General features: G+C 62.3%; 27 protein-coding genes. All 27 read right to left on the reverse strand.

All coding sequences use genetic code 11. From position 1 onward, the window contains the following. Positions 1-9: 9 nt before the first annotated feature. Positions 10-1038 carry a DNA-directed RNA polymerase subunit alpha gene (locus TACI_RS05960; RefSeq protein WP_012869902.1) on the reverse strand — a complete coding sequence of 343 codons (1029 nt, stop codon included), beginning with the start codon at positions 1036-1038 and terminating at the stop codon, positions 10-12. A gap of 22 nt (positions 1039-1060) precedes the next feature. Continuing rightward, positions 1061-1687 carry a 30S ribosomal protein S4 gene (gene rpsD / locus TACI_RS05965; RefSeq protein WP_012869903.1) on the reverse strand — a complete coding sequence of 209 codons (627 nt, stop codon included), beginning with the start codon at positions 1685-1687 and terminating at the stop codon, positions 1061-1063. Between the two features lie 30 nt (positions 1688-1717). Continuing rightward, positions 1718-2110: a 30S ribosomal protein S11 gene (rpsK, locus tag TACI_RS05970; protein ID WP_012869904.1), complete on the reverse strand. Its 393-nt coding sequence runs from the start codon at positions 2108-2110 to the stop codon at positions 1718-1720. Positions 2111-2136: 26 nt separating this feature from the next. Then, positions 2137-2514 (reverse strand): 30S ribosomal protein S13, encoded by a 378-nt coding sequence (gene rpsM / locus TACI_RS05975; RefSeq protein ID WP_012869905.1) that lies wholly within the window; start codon positions 2512-2514, stop codon positions 2137-2139. 7 nt (positions 2515-2521) lie between these two features. Further along, positions 2522-2647, reverse strand: coding sequence for a 50S ribosomal protein L36 (rpmJ, locus tag TACI_RS05980; RefSeq protein WP_006583257.1), 126 nt, complete (start codon positions 2645-2647; stop codon positions 2522-2524). A 64-nt stretch (positions 2648-2711) separates the two neighbouring features. Continuing rightward, positions 2712-2930 carry a translation initiation factor IF-1 gene (gene infA, locus TACI_RS05985; RefSeq protein ID WP_006583256.1) on the reverse strand — a complete coding sequence of 73 codons (219 nt, stop codon included), beginning with the start codon at positions 2928-2930 and terminating at the stop codon, positions 2712-2714. A 22-nt stretch (positions 2931-2952) separates the two neighbouring features. Then, entirely contained in the window at positions 2953-3246 is a 294-nt protein-coding gene (locus TACI_RS05990) for a KOW domain-containing RNA-binding protein (protein WP_012869906.1), read from the reverse strand. After that, positions 3234-4007 carry a type I methionyl aminopeptidase gene (map, locus tag TACI_RS05995; protein WP_012869907.1) on the reverse strand — a complete coding sequence of 258 codons (774 nt, stop codon included), beginning with the start codon at positions 4005-4007 and terminating at the stop codon, positions 3234-3236. Before map ends, TACI_RS05990 begins: the two co-directional genes overlap by 13 nt. A 10-nt stretch (positions 4008-4017) precedes the next feature. Further along, positions 4018-4653 carry an adenylate kinase gene (locus tag TACI_RS06000; RefSeq protein WP_012869908.1) on the reverse strand — a complete coding sequence of 212 codons (636 nt, stop codon included), beginning with the start codon at positions 4651-4653 and terminating at the stop codon, positions 4018-4020. Positions 4654-4668: 15 nt separating this feature from the next. Beyond that, on the reverse strand, positions 4669-5964 hold the full coding sequence (gene secY / locus TACI_RS06005; RefSeq protein WP_012869909.1) for a preprotein translocase subunit SecY: 1296 nt from the start codon (positions 5962-5964) through the stop codon (positions 4669-4671). Beyond that, positions 5965-6411, reverse strand: a complete 447-nt coding sequence (gene rplO, locus TACI_RS06010; RefSeq protein ID WP_012869910.1) for a 50S ribosomal protein L15 — start codon at positions 6409-6411, stop codon at positions 5965-5967. Positions 6412-6423: 12 nt separating this feature from the next. Continuing rightward, entirely contained in the window at positions 6424-6606 is a 183-nt protein-coding gene (gene rpmD / locus TACI_RS06015) for a 50S ribosomal protein L30 (RefSeq protein ID WP_012869911.1), read from the reverse strand. 6 nt (positions 6607-6612) lie between these two features. Continuing rightward, positions 6613-7125 (reverse strand): 30S ribosomal protein S5, encoded by a 513-nt coding sequence (gene rpsE / locus TACI_RS06020; protein ID WP_164925410.1) that lies wholly within the window; start codon positions 7123-7125, stop codon positions 6613-6615. A gap of 21 nt (positions 7126-7146) precedes the next feature. After that, entirely contained in the window at positions 7147-7488 is a 342-nt protein-coding gene (rplR, locus tag TACI_RS06025; protein ID WP_012869913.1) for a 50S ribosomal protein L18, read from the reverse strand. A gap of 42 nt (positions 7489-7530) precedes the next feature. Further along, the gene (rplF, locus tag TACI_RS06030; protein WP_012869914.1) at positions 7531-8070 is read right to left on the reverse strand and encodes a 50S ribosomal protein L6; all 540 of its coding nucleotides are present in this window, start codon (positions 8068-8070) and stop codon (positions 7531-7533) included. Between the two features lie 13 nt (positions 8071-8083). Further along, entirely contained in the window at positions 8084-8488 is a 405-nt protein-coding gene (gene rpsH / locus TACI_RS06035; RefSeq protein WP_164925182.1) for a 30S ribosomal protein S8, read from the reverse strand. 24 nt (positions 8489-8512) lie between these two features. Beyond that, the gene (locus TACI_RS06040; RefSeq protein ID WP_012869916.1) at positions 8513-8698 is read right to left on the reverse strand and encodes a type Z 30S ribosomal protein S14; all 186 of its coding nucleotides are present in this window, start codon (positions 8696-8698) and stop codon (positions 8513-8515) included. A gap of 15 nt (positions 8699-8713) precedes the next feature. After that, a complete protein-coding gene (rplE, locus tag TACI_RS06045; protein ID WP_012869917.1) occupies positions 8714-9256 on the reverse strand; it encodes a 50S ribosomal protein L5 in 543 nt (180 codons plus the stop codon). A 14-nt stretch (positions 9257-9270) separates the two neighbouring features. Further along, on the reverse strand, positions 9271-9594 hold the full coding sequence (rplX, locus tag TACI_RS06050; RefSeq protein WP_012869918.1) for a 50S ribosomal protein L24: 324 nt from the start codon (positions 9592-9594) through the stop codon (positions 9271-9273). Between the two features lie 13 nt (positions 9595-9607). Further along, on the reverse strand, positions 9608-9976 hold the full coding sequence (gene rplN / locus TACI_RS06055; RefSeq protein ID WP_012869919.1) for a 50S ribosomal protein L14: 369 nt from the start codon (positions 9974-9976) through the stop codon (positions 9608-9610). 3 nt (positions 9977-9979) lie between these two features. Next, positions 9980-10264, reverse strand: a complete 285-nt coding sequence (gene rpsQ / locus TACI_RS06060; RefSeq protein WP_012869920.1) for a 30S ribosomal protein S17 — start codon at positions 10262-10264, stop codon at positions 9980-9982. A gap of 6 nt (positions 10265-10270) precedes the next feature. Continuing rightward, on the reverse strand, positions 10271-10486 hold the full coding sequence (gene rpmC, locus TACI_RS06065) for a 50S ribosomal protein L29 (protein WP_012869921.1): 216 nt from the start codon (positions 10484-10486) through the stop codon (positions 10271-10273). Positions 10487-10488: 2 nt separating this feature from the next. After that, positions 10489-10908, reverse strand: coding sequence for a 50S ribosomal protein L16 (rplP, locus tag TACI_RS06070; RefSeq protein ID WP_012869922.1), 420 nt, complete (start codon positions 10906-10908; stop codon positions 10489-10491). Between the two features lie 7 nt (positions 10909-10915). Further along, entirely contained in the window at positions 10916-11587 is a 672-nt protein-coding gene (gene rpsC / locus TACI_RS06075; protein ID WP_012869923.1) for a 30S ribosomal protein S3, read from the reverse strand. A gap of 14 nt (positions 11588-11601) precedes the next feature. Continuing rightward, a complete protein-coding gene (gene rplV / locus TACI_RS06080) occupies positions 11602-11934 on the reverse strand; it encodes a 50S ribosomal protein L22 (protein WP_012869924.1) in 333 nt (110 codons plus the stop codon). 13 nt (positions 11935-11947) lie between these two features. After that, entirely contained in the window at positions 11948-12229 is a 282-nt protein-coding gene (gene rpsS / locus TACI_RS06085) for a 30S ribosomal protein S19 (protein WP_006583236.1), read from the reverse strand. A gap of 18 nt (positions 12230-12247) precedes the next feature. Continuing rightward, positions 12248-13072 carry a 50S ribosomal protein L2 gene (gene rplB / locus TACI_RS06090; protein ID WP_012869925.1) on the reverse strand — a complete coding sequence of 275 codons (825 nt, stop codon included), beginning with the start codon at positions 13070-13072 and terminating at the stop codon, positions 12248-12250. Between the last annotated feature and the right edge of the window lie 16 nt (positions 13073-13088).

Genomic DNA, 13088 nt, shown 5'->3' on the forward strand with positions numbered 1-13088 from the left:
ATTCCTCCTTCAGGATTGTAAGTCCTCCGCCTGATCCGCCTCTCCGGAGGGCTCCTCCCCCTTGAGACTCAGGCCGAACTTCCCAAGTTTTTCCTCTATCTCCCTAAGGGAGATCTTGCCTAGGTTCCTTATCTTGAGGAGCTCCTCCTTGGGACGGGACACCAGATCCCCTATCCGATGGATGCCCCCCCTAAGGAGGCAGTTCTCGCTCCTAACCGAGAGCTCCAGGTCCTTTATGGGGCGGGACAGGACCGAGTCGTCCTCCCCACACACCGCGGGAACCTCCTGGAGATCCTCCTCGTCCTTCTCCTCGAAGAAGTCCTCGTCCCCGGCGGTCACCGCGCTGCTCTGACCCCAGAGGGACGTGGAGAGCCCCCGGAAGTAACCGGACAGGATCGACGACGCCTCCGCCACCGCATCCCTGAAGGACACCACCCCGTTGGTCCAAACCTCCAGGACCAGCCGGTCGTAGTCGGTCCTCTGGCCGCTGCGGACGTCCTGAACCTCGTACCTGACCCGCTTGACCGGAGAGAATATGGCGTCGATCAAGAGGGCGTCCACCGGGAGGTACGAGGGCCTGGGCCTGTCTATGGGGGCGTAGCCCACCCCCCTCTCTATGTAGAGGTCCATGGACACCCGGTGCCCCTCGTCCAGGGTACAGATCACCGCCTCGGGGTCCACGAACTCCACGTCCGCATCCCCCTGGATGTCCGCCGCCCGGACCACCTTGGGCCCCTCCGCCTCCAGCCGCAGGACCTTCACGTCGGTCCCAGGACCGCTGACCCTGACCGGCACGTGCTTCAGGTTCAAGAGGAGCTCTATCACGTCCTCCCTGACCCCCGGTATGGTGCTGAACTCGTGCAACACCCCGTCGACCCTGACCGCCACTATGCCGGCACCGGGTATGGACGAGAGCAGAACCCGCCGCAAGGCGTTGCCCAGGGTGGTTCCGTAACCCCTCTCCAGGGGCTCCAGCACCACCCGGCCATGGGATGGGGTGACTTCCTCCACGATGATCTCATGACGATCGTGCTCCAAGGCTCCCCCACCTTTCCGTTCGCTATCGGGCATAGAACTCCACCACGAGCTGTTCGTTCACCGGCACCTCTATCTGATCGCGGGTCGGCAAGCTAACCACCCGGCCGCTCATGGTCTCCGGGTTCACCTCCAGCCAACCGGGAACGGACCTCTGGGAGGCCACCTCCGCGTTCTGCTTGAGGACCTCCACGTCCCGGCTCTTCTCCCGGACGGTGACCACGTCCCCAGCCCTCAGGAGGGCGCTGGGAACGTCAAGCTTCCGGCCGTTCACCAGGAAGTGACCGTGGCGGACCAGCTCCCTGGCCTGCCGGCGGCTCACCGCGAAGCCAAGCCGGTAGACCACGTTGTCAAGCCGCCTCTCCAGAAGCTGCAGGAAGTCGTGGCCAGTCTGCCCCGGCATCTTGGTGGCCATCTCGTACATCTTGGCGAACTGGGACTCGTTAAGCCCGTAGAAGCGGCGCAACTTCTGCTTCTCCCGGAGCCGAATCCCGTACTCGCTCGTCTTGCCCTTCCGAGCTCCGTGCTGACCAGGCCGGGTGTTCCTCCTGGCGATGGCGCACTTCTCGGTGTAACACCTGTCTCCCTTGAGGAATAGCTTCGTCCCCTCCGCGCGGCAGAGCCTGCACACGGGACCGGTATACCTACTCATCTGGCAAAGGCCCTCCTTCAGTGCCGAAACTTACACCCGGCGCCGCTTAGGCGGGCGGCAACCGTTGTGCGGAATGGGGGTGGCGTCCTTTATCTGGTTGACCTGCAGCCCCGCCGCCTGAAGCGAACGGATGGCGGACTCCCGACCCGGCCCAGGCCCCTTCACCACCACGTCTATCTCCGTTACCCCGTACTCCTGGGCCAGCTTCGCCGCCTGGGCGGCGGACATCTGGGCCGCGTAAGGGGTGGACTTGCGGGTCCCCTTGAAACCCACGTTGCCACCCGAAGCCCACGAAAGGGCGTTACCCTGCTTGTCCGTGAGGGTAACTATGGTGTTGTTGAAGGTGGAGTATATATGGGCCACCCCGTAGCTAACGTGCTTCCTGTCCTTGCGCTTGCTCCTGCGCTGTACTCGCTTGGCCACGCCTTATTCCCTCCCTAGATCAAGGCCTACTTAACTGCCTTCTTCTTGCCAGCCACGGTCTTCTTGGGACCCTTCCTGGTCCTGGCGTTGGTCCTGGTCCTCTGACCCCGGACCGGAAGACCAAGGCGGTGACGAAGCCCCCGGTAGCAGCCGATGTCCATGAGCCTCTTTATGTTCATCGCCACTTCCCGACGGAGGTCACCCTCCACCTTGTAGTTGTTCTCTATCTCGTTCCTTATCCGCTGGGCCTCCTCGTCCGTCAGGTCCTTGGTCCTCCTGTTGGGATCCACCCCGGTGGACGCCAGTATCTTCCTGGACGTGGTGAGCCCTATGCCGTAGATGTAGGTCAAAGCTATCTCTATGCGCTTCTCCCTCGGAAGGTCAACACCTGCGATACGTGCCATCTAACTACTACCTCCTCGCTCCCTGGCGCTGCTTGTGCCGCGGGTTCCGGCTGCAAATCACCATCACCACACCGTGCCTCTTTATGATGCGGCAATACTCACAGATCGGCTTAACCGAAGTCCTAACCTTCATGACCGGACATCCTCCTCAAAACCACATATGAAAGCCCACTCGGGACTGCCATGCTAAGGGCAAACTATTTATATCTATACACTATTCGCCCTCGTGTCAAGTCGTAAGGGGAGATCTGAACCAGAACCTTGTCCCCCGGCAGGATCCGAATGAAGTGCATCCGCATCTTGCCCGACACGTGAGCCAGTATCTTGTGCCCATTGTCCAGTTCCACCCGGAACATGGCGTTGGGCAGGGGCTCAACCACCTTGCCCTTTATCTCGATTACGTCATCCTTAGACATGCGGTCCCATCAACCTCCTAGATCAAACCCCCAGGGTCCCTACCCGGGTGGAAATCAGGGAAACTATCCTTCCGTCGTTGAGGGATCCGCCCCCCGACACCAGGCGGGCCACCTCCTCAATGACCACCGACGACGGCTGAAGGTGCTTTGGGTTCTTCCTCTTCGGCCTAAGCACGGAACGGCAATCACCGTCCGCCACCAACACCCTGCCGTCCAGGTCCCTACCCAATACCACGCACCAACGCCCCGCACAGGCACCTCGCTTCACCCATACCAACCTGCCGGGGACGAAGACATCCTCCCCTAGTCCTCCCATGGGGTCAGGACCTCACAGCCATCCGGCGTCACCAGAAGGGTGTGCTCAAAGTGGGCCGCGTCGGAACCATCGGCGGTCACCACCGTCCAGCCGTCATCGCAGCTCCGGACCGCCTCTCCGCCGGTCATAACCATGGGCTCCACGCATATGGTCATCCGGGACTTCAACGTTATCCCCGAACCGGGGCGGCCGTAGTTGGGAATCTGAGGGGCCTCATGAAGCCTCCGGCCTATGCCGTGACCCGCGTAATCCCTCACCAGCCCCATCTGGGCCCCCTTCACCACCCGCTCAACCGCGCTGCCCACGTCACCCACCGTGGCACCCTCCCGGAGGACCCCCATGGCGGCCTTAAGCCCCCCGAGGGTAACCTCCAGAAGACGCCGCCTCAGGTCCGATATCTCCCCCACCGGGTAGGTGCACGCCGCATCGGCGTACCACCCGTCAACGCTAACCCCCACGTCGACGCTCAGGATGTCCCCCTCCCGGAGGATCCGATCCGCCGACGGGATCCCGTGCACCACCTCTTCGTTTATCGAGGCGCATATGGTGCCCGGGAACGGGCGCCTTATACCGGGCACCTTGTAGCCCTTGAAGGCCGGCCGACCCCCTCCCCGGACTATCAGGTCCTCCGCGAACCTGTCCAGGCTAAGGGTGTCAACCCCAGGTTTGATAAGACCCCGCAGATATCTAAGGACGTCAGCCACCAACACACCGGCCCGCCTCATATGGGCCAGGTCGGACGGGCTCTTGAAGGTTATCATCAAAGGCCTCCTAGAGCCCCTCTAGACACCTGAGAACCGCATCGGTGGCCCCCTCCCCGTTCACCCTACGAAGAAGCCCCTTGGCATCGTAGTAGGCCTCCAACGGAGAGGTCTGCTCATGGTAAACCGAAAGCCTCCGGCGGATCACGTCCTCCCGGTCGTCGTCCCTCTGGTAGAGGTCCCCGCCGCAGGCCTCACACAGGTCACCCTTGGAGGAGGGGTGGAACGACACGTGGTATATGGCTCCGCAGGACCGACAGACCCGGCGGCCCGACAGCCGCTGGACCACCACCTCGTCCGCCACCTCCAACAGGACCACCGCGTCCAGCTGCAGCCCCATCCTGGAGAGGAGCTCATCGAGCGCCTCCGCCTGGGGGACCGTCCGGGGGAAACCGTCCAAAAGGAAGCCGTTCTCACAGTCCCCCTGGGACAGCCGGTCCTCCATCATGGCGATGATCAGCTGGTCCGGGACCAGCTTGCCCCCGTCCATGAACTCCTTGGCCTTACGGCCCAGCTCGGTGCCCCCCTTGACGTGCTCCCTCAGCATGTCGCCGGTGGATATGTGGGGTATCCGGTACCGCTCCTTCACCGCCGCCGCCTGGGTGCCCTTGCCAGCCCCGGGAGGACCCAACAGTATAACCCTCATCCCTGCCCCACCCCCTTAGAGCTTCAGAAGGCCGCCGGACTTGCCCCCCCGGCGCTTCAGGATCCCCTCGTAGTGCCTCATGAGCAGCTGCCCCTCCAGCTGATGCACCGTATCCAGGGCCACCCCCACCACGATCAGCACCGAGGTCCCGCCGAAATAGAAGGTGTTGACGTTCAGGAGCCCGGACATGACGGTGGGGACCAGGGCCACCACCGCCAGGGCCAGGGCCCCACCGAGGGTTATCCGGGCCATCACCTTCTCGATGTAGTCCGCCGTGGGCTTGCCGGGCCGGATGCCCAACACGAACCCGCCGTACTTCTTCATGTTCTCCGCCAGCTCCGCGGGGTTGAAGACCACCGCGGTGTAGAAGTAGGCGAAGAACACGATGAGCACCACGTAGAGCACCACGTAGATGGGGCTCCCGGGGGAGAAGGCCCTCTGGACCGCCTCCGCCGCCGCCCCGGGGAAGAACCGGGCCACCGTGTAGGGGAAGAGGAGCACCGACGAGGCGAAGATTATGGGGATCACCCCCGCGGTGTTGACCCGAAGGGGGATGTAGGTGCTCTGACCCCCGTAGATCCGGTTGCCCACCACCCGCTTGGCGTACTGGACCGGGATCTTCCTCTGGCCCTCCTGGAGCATGACGCAACCCGCCACCACCGCCACCATTATGGCCAGGGCCAGCAACACCACCAGGATGTTCATCTCCCCCATCCTGACCATGGTGAAGGTCTGGGCGATGGCGCCGGGGATTCGGGCCACGATGCCCGCGAAGATGAGCATGGAGATCCCGTTGCCTATTCCGTGATCTGACATGACCTCCCCGAGCCACATGACCGCCACGGAACCGGTGGTGACCGTAGCCATCGCCAGCACCCCGTCCAGGATACCCCCGTAGAACACCCCAAGGCCCCTGAGCCAGGACACCATGCCGATGGCCTGGATCAGGGCGAAGGCCACGGTGCCGTAGCGGGTGTACTGGGTTATCCTCTTGCGGCCCTCCTCGCCCTCCTTCTGCATCCTCTCCAGGGAGGGGACTATCACCGTCAGAAGCTGCATAACGATGCTGGAGTTTATGTAGGGAACCACACCCAGCGCGAAGATGCTGAACCTGCTCAAGGCCCCCCCAGCAAAGAGATCAAAGAATCCCAGAACGCCTCCTCGCTCGAAGAGCCGGGCCATCGCCTCGGGGTCAATCCCCGGGGTGGGGATGTGAGCCCCGAGACGATACACGAACAGCGCCGCCAGCAGGAAGAGGAACCTCCTCTTCAGATCCGGCAAACGGAACGCGTCCCGGAAGGAGTCGATCACCTATATCACCTCGGTCTTGCCACCCGCGGCCTCTATCTTCTTGACGGCGCTGCCGCTGAAGCCGTGAGCCCTGACCGTGAGGGCCTTGGTGAGCTCCCCGTCACCCAGTATCTTGACGGGGACCCCTGCCCTCCTGAGCAACCCTACCGCAACCAGGGCGGCGGGATCCACCACGGTACCCGCCTCGAACCTGTCGTTGAGATCCCCAACGTTTATCCCATGGAAGACCACCCGATGCCTGGCGTTGCTGAAGCCCCTCTTGGGGATCCGGCGCACCAGGGGCATCTGGCCACCCTCAAAGCCGGGACGGACGCCGCCGCCGGTCCGGGACTTGTGACCCTTGGTGCCCTTACAGGCGGTCTTGCCGTGGCCGCTGCCCACCCCGAAGCCGATCCTCTTGGGCTTCCTGTTGGACCCGGGAACGGGAGAAAGATCGTGCAACCTCATTGGAAAACCTCCTTACTCCTCGAGGGTCCACTCCACAAGGTGCTCCACCTTGCGGATCATCCCCCTGATCTGAGGGGTATCCTGGTGAACCACCGTCTGGTTCAGCTTCCTGAGCCCCAGGGCCCTTATGGTGAGCCCCTGACGGTAGTTCCTCCCTATGGCGCTCCTCTTCCACGTAACGATCAGCTTAGCCATCTCTCATCACGCCTCCTGGGAAGCGGCCTTGCGCTCCTTGCCCCTCAGCCTGAGGACCTCCTCAGGGGTCCTCAGGGCCTTGACACCCTCCAGGGTGGCGTAGGCCACGTTGATCGGGTTGGAGGTCCTGCCTATAACCTTGGTGAGCACGTCCTTGACCCCACCCAGCTCCATTATGGCCCGCACCACCGCACCGGCGATAACTCCCGTACCGGGGGAGGCGGGCTTGAGCAGCACCTCCGCCGCCCCGTGCTTGCCCGTCACCGGGTGCGGGATGGTGTGACCCACCTGCTTCAGGGTCACCATGCTCTTCTTGGCGTGCTCTATGCCCTTGCGAACCGCCTCGGAGACCTCCTTGGCCTTGCCGAGCCCGAGCCCGACCCGGCCCATGCCGTCTCCAACCACCACCAGGACGCTGAACTTGAAGCGCTTGCCGCCCTTGACAACCTTGCTAACCCGGTTGATGGCCACCACGCGCTCCTGAAGCTCCGCCCCCTTAGACAGCGAACTCTTATTCATCGCCACAGGACGTACCCCCTCTTAGAACTTGAGGCCCGCTTCGCGAGCGGCCTCCGCCAAGGCCTTCACCCGGCCATGGTACATGTGGCCGCCCCTGTCGAAGACCACAGTGGTTATCCCCTTGGCAAGGGCCCTCTCCGCCAACCTCTTGCCCACCTGACGGGCCGCGTCCTGGTTCCCCGTGGACTTGAGCTCCGCCCGAAGGTCCTTCTCCATGGTGGAGGCGGACACCAGGGTATGACCAGCCTGATCGTCGATTATCTGGGCATAAATGTGCTTCAGGCTCCCGAAAACCGCGAGCCTCGGGCACTCGGGGCTGCCGACCAGCTTCCGGCGAAGCCGACGGTGCCGCATCTTGCGCATCTCGTTCCTGCTACGTTCCGATATCACGGCCTTCACCTCGCCTTACTTGCTTCCAGCCTTACCGGCCTTGCGCATCACGTACTCGCCCACGTAGCGGATCCCCTTGCCCTTGTAAGGCTCAGGCGGACGGTAGCCCCTTATCTGGGCCGCCATCTGACCCACCTTCTGACGATCTATGCCCCGCACGAATATCTTGGTGGGACCGTCGATGGCCAGCTCTATGCCAGCGGGGGGCACCACCTCAACCGGATGGGAGAAGCCCAGGGACAGCACCAGGTTCTTGCCCTGCATCTGAGCCCTGTAACCCACGCCGATTATCTCCAATTGCTTCTCGAAACCCTGGCTGACCCCCACCACCATGTTGTTGATGATTGCCCGAGTCATGCCGTGGGCGGCCCTCATGGCCTTCTCGTCGCTGGAGCGGGAGACCATAACCTGGTCCTCCTTCACCTCCACCGATATGCCCGGGAGGACCTTGAAGTCCAGGGAACCCTTGGGCCCCTTGACCGTCACGTCACCCCCGTTAACCGTGACCGTAACCCCCTTGGGAAGGGGAATGGGCTTACGACCTATCCGAGACATCCCATTAACCCTCCTACCATACGTAGCAGACGACCTCGCCGCCCAGGCCCTCGCGCCTGGCCCTGGCGTCGGTCATCATGCCCTTGGAAGTGGAGATGAGCGCTATGCCCAGACCCCCCATGACCTTGGGAAGCTCATCGCGCCCCACGTAGATCCTCCGGCCGGGCTTGCTTACCCTGCGGATCCCCTGGATCACCCGCTCCCGATTGGGACCGTAGTTGAGGAAGATCCGAAGCACCGGGAAGGAACCCTCCCCGTCCGTGACGGTCTTGTAGTTCCTTATGTAGCCCTCCTCCTTCAGGATCCGGGCTATCTCCACCTTCACCTTGGACATGGGAACGTCCACCATCTCGTGATAGACCGTGTTGGCGTTCCTTATCCGGGTGAGCATGTCCGCTATGGGATCAGTTAGATGCATTGACAAATCCCCCCTCCGAAACCGCTACCAGCTGGACTTGACCACGCCGGGGATCTTCCCCTCGCGGGCCAGGTTCCTGAAGCAGCAGCGGCACATGTTGAACAACCGCATGAACCCCCGGGGGCGACCGCAGATGGGGCACCGGTTGTGACGACGCACCTTGAACTTAGGCTCCTCTTTGGCCTTGTTCTCCAGACACTTACGGGACATTCAGTCCTTACCTCCTTAGCGGGTGAACGGCATCCCAAGCTCCGTCAGAAGGGCCTGGGCTTCCTCATCGGTCTTCGCGGTGGTCACGAAGGTGATGTTCATCCCCCTCTGGCGAATGACCTTGTCGTAATCTATCTCCGGGAAGATGAGCTGCTCCTTCAGACCCAGGTTGTAGTTGCCCCGACCATCGAAGCCCCTCTTGGACACCCCCTGGAAGTCCTTTATCCTGGGCAGCGCCAGGCTGATCAGCCGATCCACGAACTCCCACATCCTGGCCCCCCGGAGGGTCACGCAACAGGCCACCGGCATCCCCTCCCGGATCTTGAAGCCCGCCACCGACTTCTTGGCCCTCTTCATCATGGGCCTCTGACCCGTTATGGTGGCCAGCTCGTTCATGCTGGCGTCCATGTACTTCATGTCCTGCTTGGCCTCGTTGACCCCGATGTTGATGACCACCTTGACGAGCTTGGGCACCTCCATCACGTTGCCGTACTGGAAGCGCGACCTCAGGCGGGGGACGGCCTCGGACCTATACTTGTTCAGAAGACGAGGTTCCATCTTCGATCCACCCCCTAAACCTTGTCCACTATCTCGCCGCACTTCTTGCAGATCCTTACCTTGCGGCCGTCGTCCAGGAAGGCCCGACCCACCCTGGTGGGCTTGCCACAGGCGGGACAGACCAACATAACCTTGCAGGCCCTAAGGGGGGCCTCCTGCTTCACCAGGCCACCCTGGGGGTTCTTCTGAGAGGGCCTCACGCTCTTGGTGACCATGTTTACGTTCTCCACCACCACAAGGTCCTTCCCCACGTCGCGGCGGAGCACCTTGCCCTCCTTGCCCCGGTCCTTGCCGGATATCACGTAGACCCTGTCACCGGTCTTTATCCTCATGGCCATGGGAATTCGCCTCCTATATTACTTCCGGAGCAAGGGAGACTATCCTCATGTAACGCTTCTCCCTGAGCTCCCGGGCCACGGGGCCGAAGATTCGCGTCCCCTTCGGGTCTCCGTTGTTGTCGATGATGACCGCCGCGTTGTCGTCGAACCTAACGTAGGTGCCGTCCTTCCGACGAACCTCCTTGCGGGTCCTGACGATAACCGCCTTCACCACGTCCCCCTTGCTTATGTTGCTGTTGGGGATCGCCTCCTTCACAGAGGCCACTATGACGTCGCCCACGGAACCAACCTTCCGGTAGCTGCCCCCACGCACCTGGATGCACATTATCTTCTTCGCTCCGGAGTTGTCCGCCACGTTCAGAACTGTGCGCAGCTGGATCACCGCTTATTCCTCCCCAGTAGCGCCGAAGATGGGCGCCCGCTCCAAAATCTCCACGACCCGCCAACGCTTGTGGCGGCTCAGGGGCCTGGTCTCCTCGATCTTCACCAGGTCGCCGATCCTGCAGTCGTTGGCCTCGTCGTGGGCCATGTACTTCTTAACCCTGAGGACCGGCTTCCCGTAAAGGGCGTGCTTCGACATCCGGGAGACCTTTACCACCACGGTCTTGTCCATCTTGTCGCTGACCACCACGCCGGTCCTAACCTTACGATAGGGCTTGCGCTCCTCCATGGACCGTTACCTCCTCGCACCGACAGAACCACCCGCGGTCTCCTTCTCCCGAAGGACCGTGAGAACCCGCGCGATGGTGCGCCTTACCTCTCTTATGCGGGCAGTGTTGGAAAGCTGGCCCACCGCGCTCTGAAACCGCAGGTTGAACAGCTCCTCCTTGTACTGCCTGTGCTTCTCCCTCAGCTCCTCCACAGAAAGCTCGCGGAGTTCCTTAGCATCCATTTCTACTCACCTGCCCCTTCCCGCACCAGCATCTTGACCTTGATGGGGAGCTTGTGGGACGCGGTCCGGAAGGCCTCCATGACTACCTCCCGGGGCACGCCGGCCACCTCGAACATGACACGGCCACGCTTCACCGCCGCGGTCCAGTACTCCACGTTACCCTTACCCTTACCCATCCTGGTCTCCAAGGGCTTCCTGGTAACGGGACGGTCCGGGAACACCCGAATCCAGATCTTTCCACCCTTCTTCATCTTCCTGGAGAGGGTGACTCGAACCGCCTCTATCTGCCGGGCGGTTATCCACCCGTTCTCCAGCGCCTGCAAGCCGTAATCGCCAAAGTCCACCGAGGTGGCCCCCTTGGAGACCCCCTTCAGGGGCGTCCTGTGAGGCTTGCGGTACTTCACTCTCTTAGGCGACAGCATCTTGCCCTTACCTCCTGTCCCTGGAAGCAACCTGGGGCTCCGCCTTGGCGCCGCCGATTACCTCGCCGCGGTAGATCCAAACCTTCACCCCTATGACCCCGTAGATGGTCCTGGCCACCGAGTAGCCGTAGCTTATGTCCGCCCTCAAAGTGGACAGCGGAAGCTGCCCCTCCAGGTACCACTCGCTCCGGGCTATCTCAGCCCCGCCAAGACGGCCGGAGCACTGGATCTTTATCCCCTTGGCCCCCGCCTTCATGGCCCGGAAGATGGACTGCTTCATGGCCCGGCGGAAGCTCACCCGACGCTCCAGCGCCGAGGCGATCCCCTCGGACACCACCTGGGCATCCGCGTCCGGGTTCTTGATCTCCTGAATGTTGATCATCACCCGGTTGCCGGTCTTCCTCTGAAGCTCGTCCCGGACCAGCTGGATCTCCGCCCCACCCTTGCCTATAACCACACCAGGCCGGGCGGTCCAAACAGTAAAGCGCATCACGTTGCCTATCCGCTCGATCTCCACTCGGCTTATGCCCGCATGACCCCAGCGCTTCTTGATCCACTCCCTGAGCTCCAGGTCCTCGTGGAGATTTTTGGCGTAGGTCTTCTTATCGGCATACCAGCGAGACTCCCAATCGTATATGACCCCTAGCCGGTACCCTACCGGGTGAACTTTCTGGCCCACCGTCACCCCTCCTCCTAACGTTCCGCCACGACCACGGTGATGTGGCTGGTGTGGTGCCGGTAAGCATGAGCCCTGCCCATGGACACCGGCCTGAACCTCTTCATGTAAGAACCCTGATCCGCGCTGGCCCTGACCACCACCAGCTTGTCCACGTCAAGGCCATAGTTGTGCTCCGCGTTGGCCACGGCGCTCTTGAGTACCTTCTCCACCACCCTAGCTCCCTTCTTGGGGGTGTACTTCAGTATCATCAGCGCCTCGCCAACCTCCCTGCCCCTTATCAGGGGAAGGACCTGGCGGACCTTGGACGCGGCGATCCTAACCCGCTTAGCAACCGCCTTCGCTTCCATAGCCTGCGACCTCCTACCTGGACTTGGTGGACCGCTCCTGACCCGCGTGTCCTCCGAACTTGCGGGTGGGGGCGAACTCTCCAAGCTTATGACCCACCATGTTATCGCTTATGTACACGGGAACGTGGGTCCGCCCGTTGTGCACCGCTATGGTGTGCCCAACCATCTCAGGGGTTATGCTGGACCTCCTGGCCCAGGTCTTCAAAACCCGCTTCTTGCCCGACTCATTCATCTCCTCTATCCTGCGGAGGAGCTTGGCGTCCACGTAGGGCCCCTTCTTCAGCGATCGAGCCATTCCTTACTCCCTCCTACCTTACTTGTCCCTGCGGCGAATGATGAACTTGTCGGAAGGCTTGGGCTTCCTGGTCCTGTAGCCCTTCGCCGGGGTACCCCAAGGTGAGACCGGGTGCTTGTTAGACTTGCTCCGACCCTCGCCTCCACCCATGGGGTGGTCCACCGGGTTCATCACCATACCACGCACGTGGGGCCTCCGGCCCATCCAACGGGTCCTGCCCGCCTTGCCGGAAACCGCGTTCTCGTGCTCCTCGTTGCCCACCTGACCCACGGTGGCGCAGCACTCCTGAAGCACCAGCCGAAGCTCCCCGCTGGGCATCCTGACGTAGGCGTACTTGCCCTCCTTGGCCATCAGCTGGGCACTGGCACCGGCGGACCTCACCAGCACCCCACCCCGACCGGGCTCCAGCTCTATGTTGTGGATCACCGTGCCCACCGGGATGTCCTTGAGCTTCAGCGCGTTGCCCGGCTTGATGTCCGCGTTGGGCCCCGCCTCGATCATGTCCCCCACCTTCAAACCCGAGGGGCAGAGGATGTACCGCTTCTCCCCGTCCAGGTAGTGGATCAACGCTATCCGGGCGGAACGGTTAGGATCATACTCGATGGCCGCCACCTTGCCAGGCACCCCAAGCTTGTCCCGCTTGAAGTCCACTATCCGGTATTTTACCTTGGCCCCACCGCCCCGGTGCCTCATGGTTATCCGGCCCGTGTTGTTGCGCCCCGCGTGCTTCTTGATAACCCTTATGAGGCTCCTCTCCGGGGTGCTCTTGGTGACCTCCTCATAGGTGGGGGTCACCATGAAACGCCGGCCGGGGGTGATGGGCTTGTAGCTCTTCATTCCCATTGATATTCCCTCCTGC

The organism is Thermanaerovibrio acidaminovorans DSM 6589 (genome assembly GCF_000024905.1).
Lineage (GTDB): Bacteria > Synergistota > Synergistia > Synergistales > Synergistaceae > Thermanaerovibrio > Thermanaerovibrio acidaminovorans.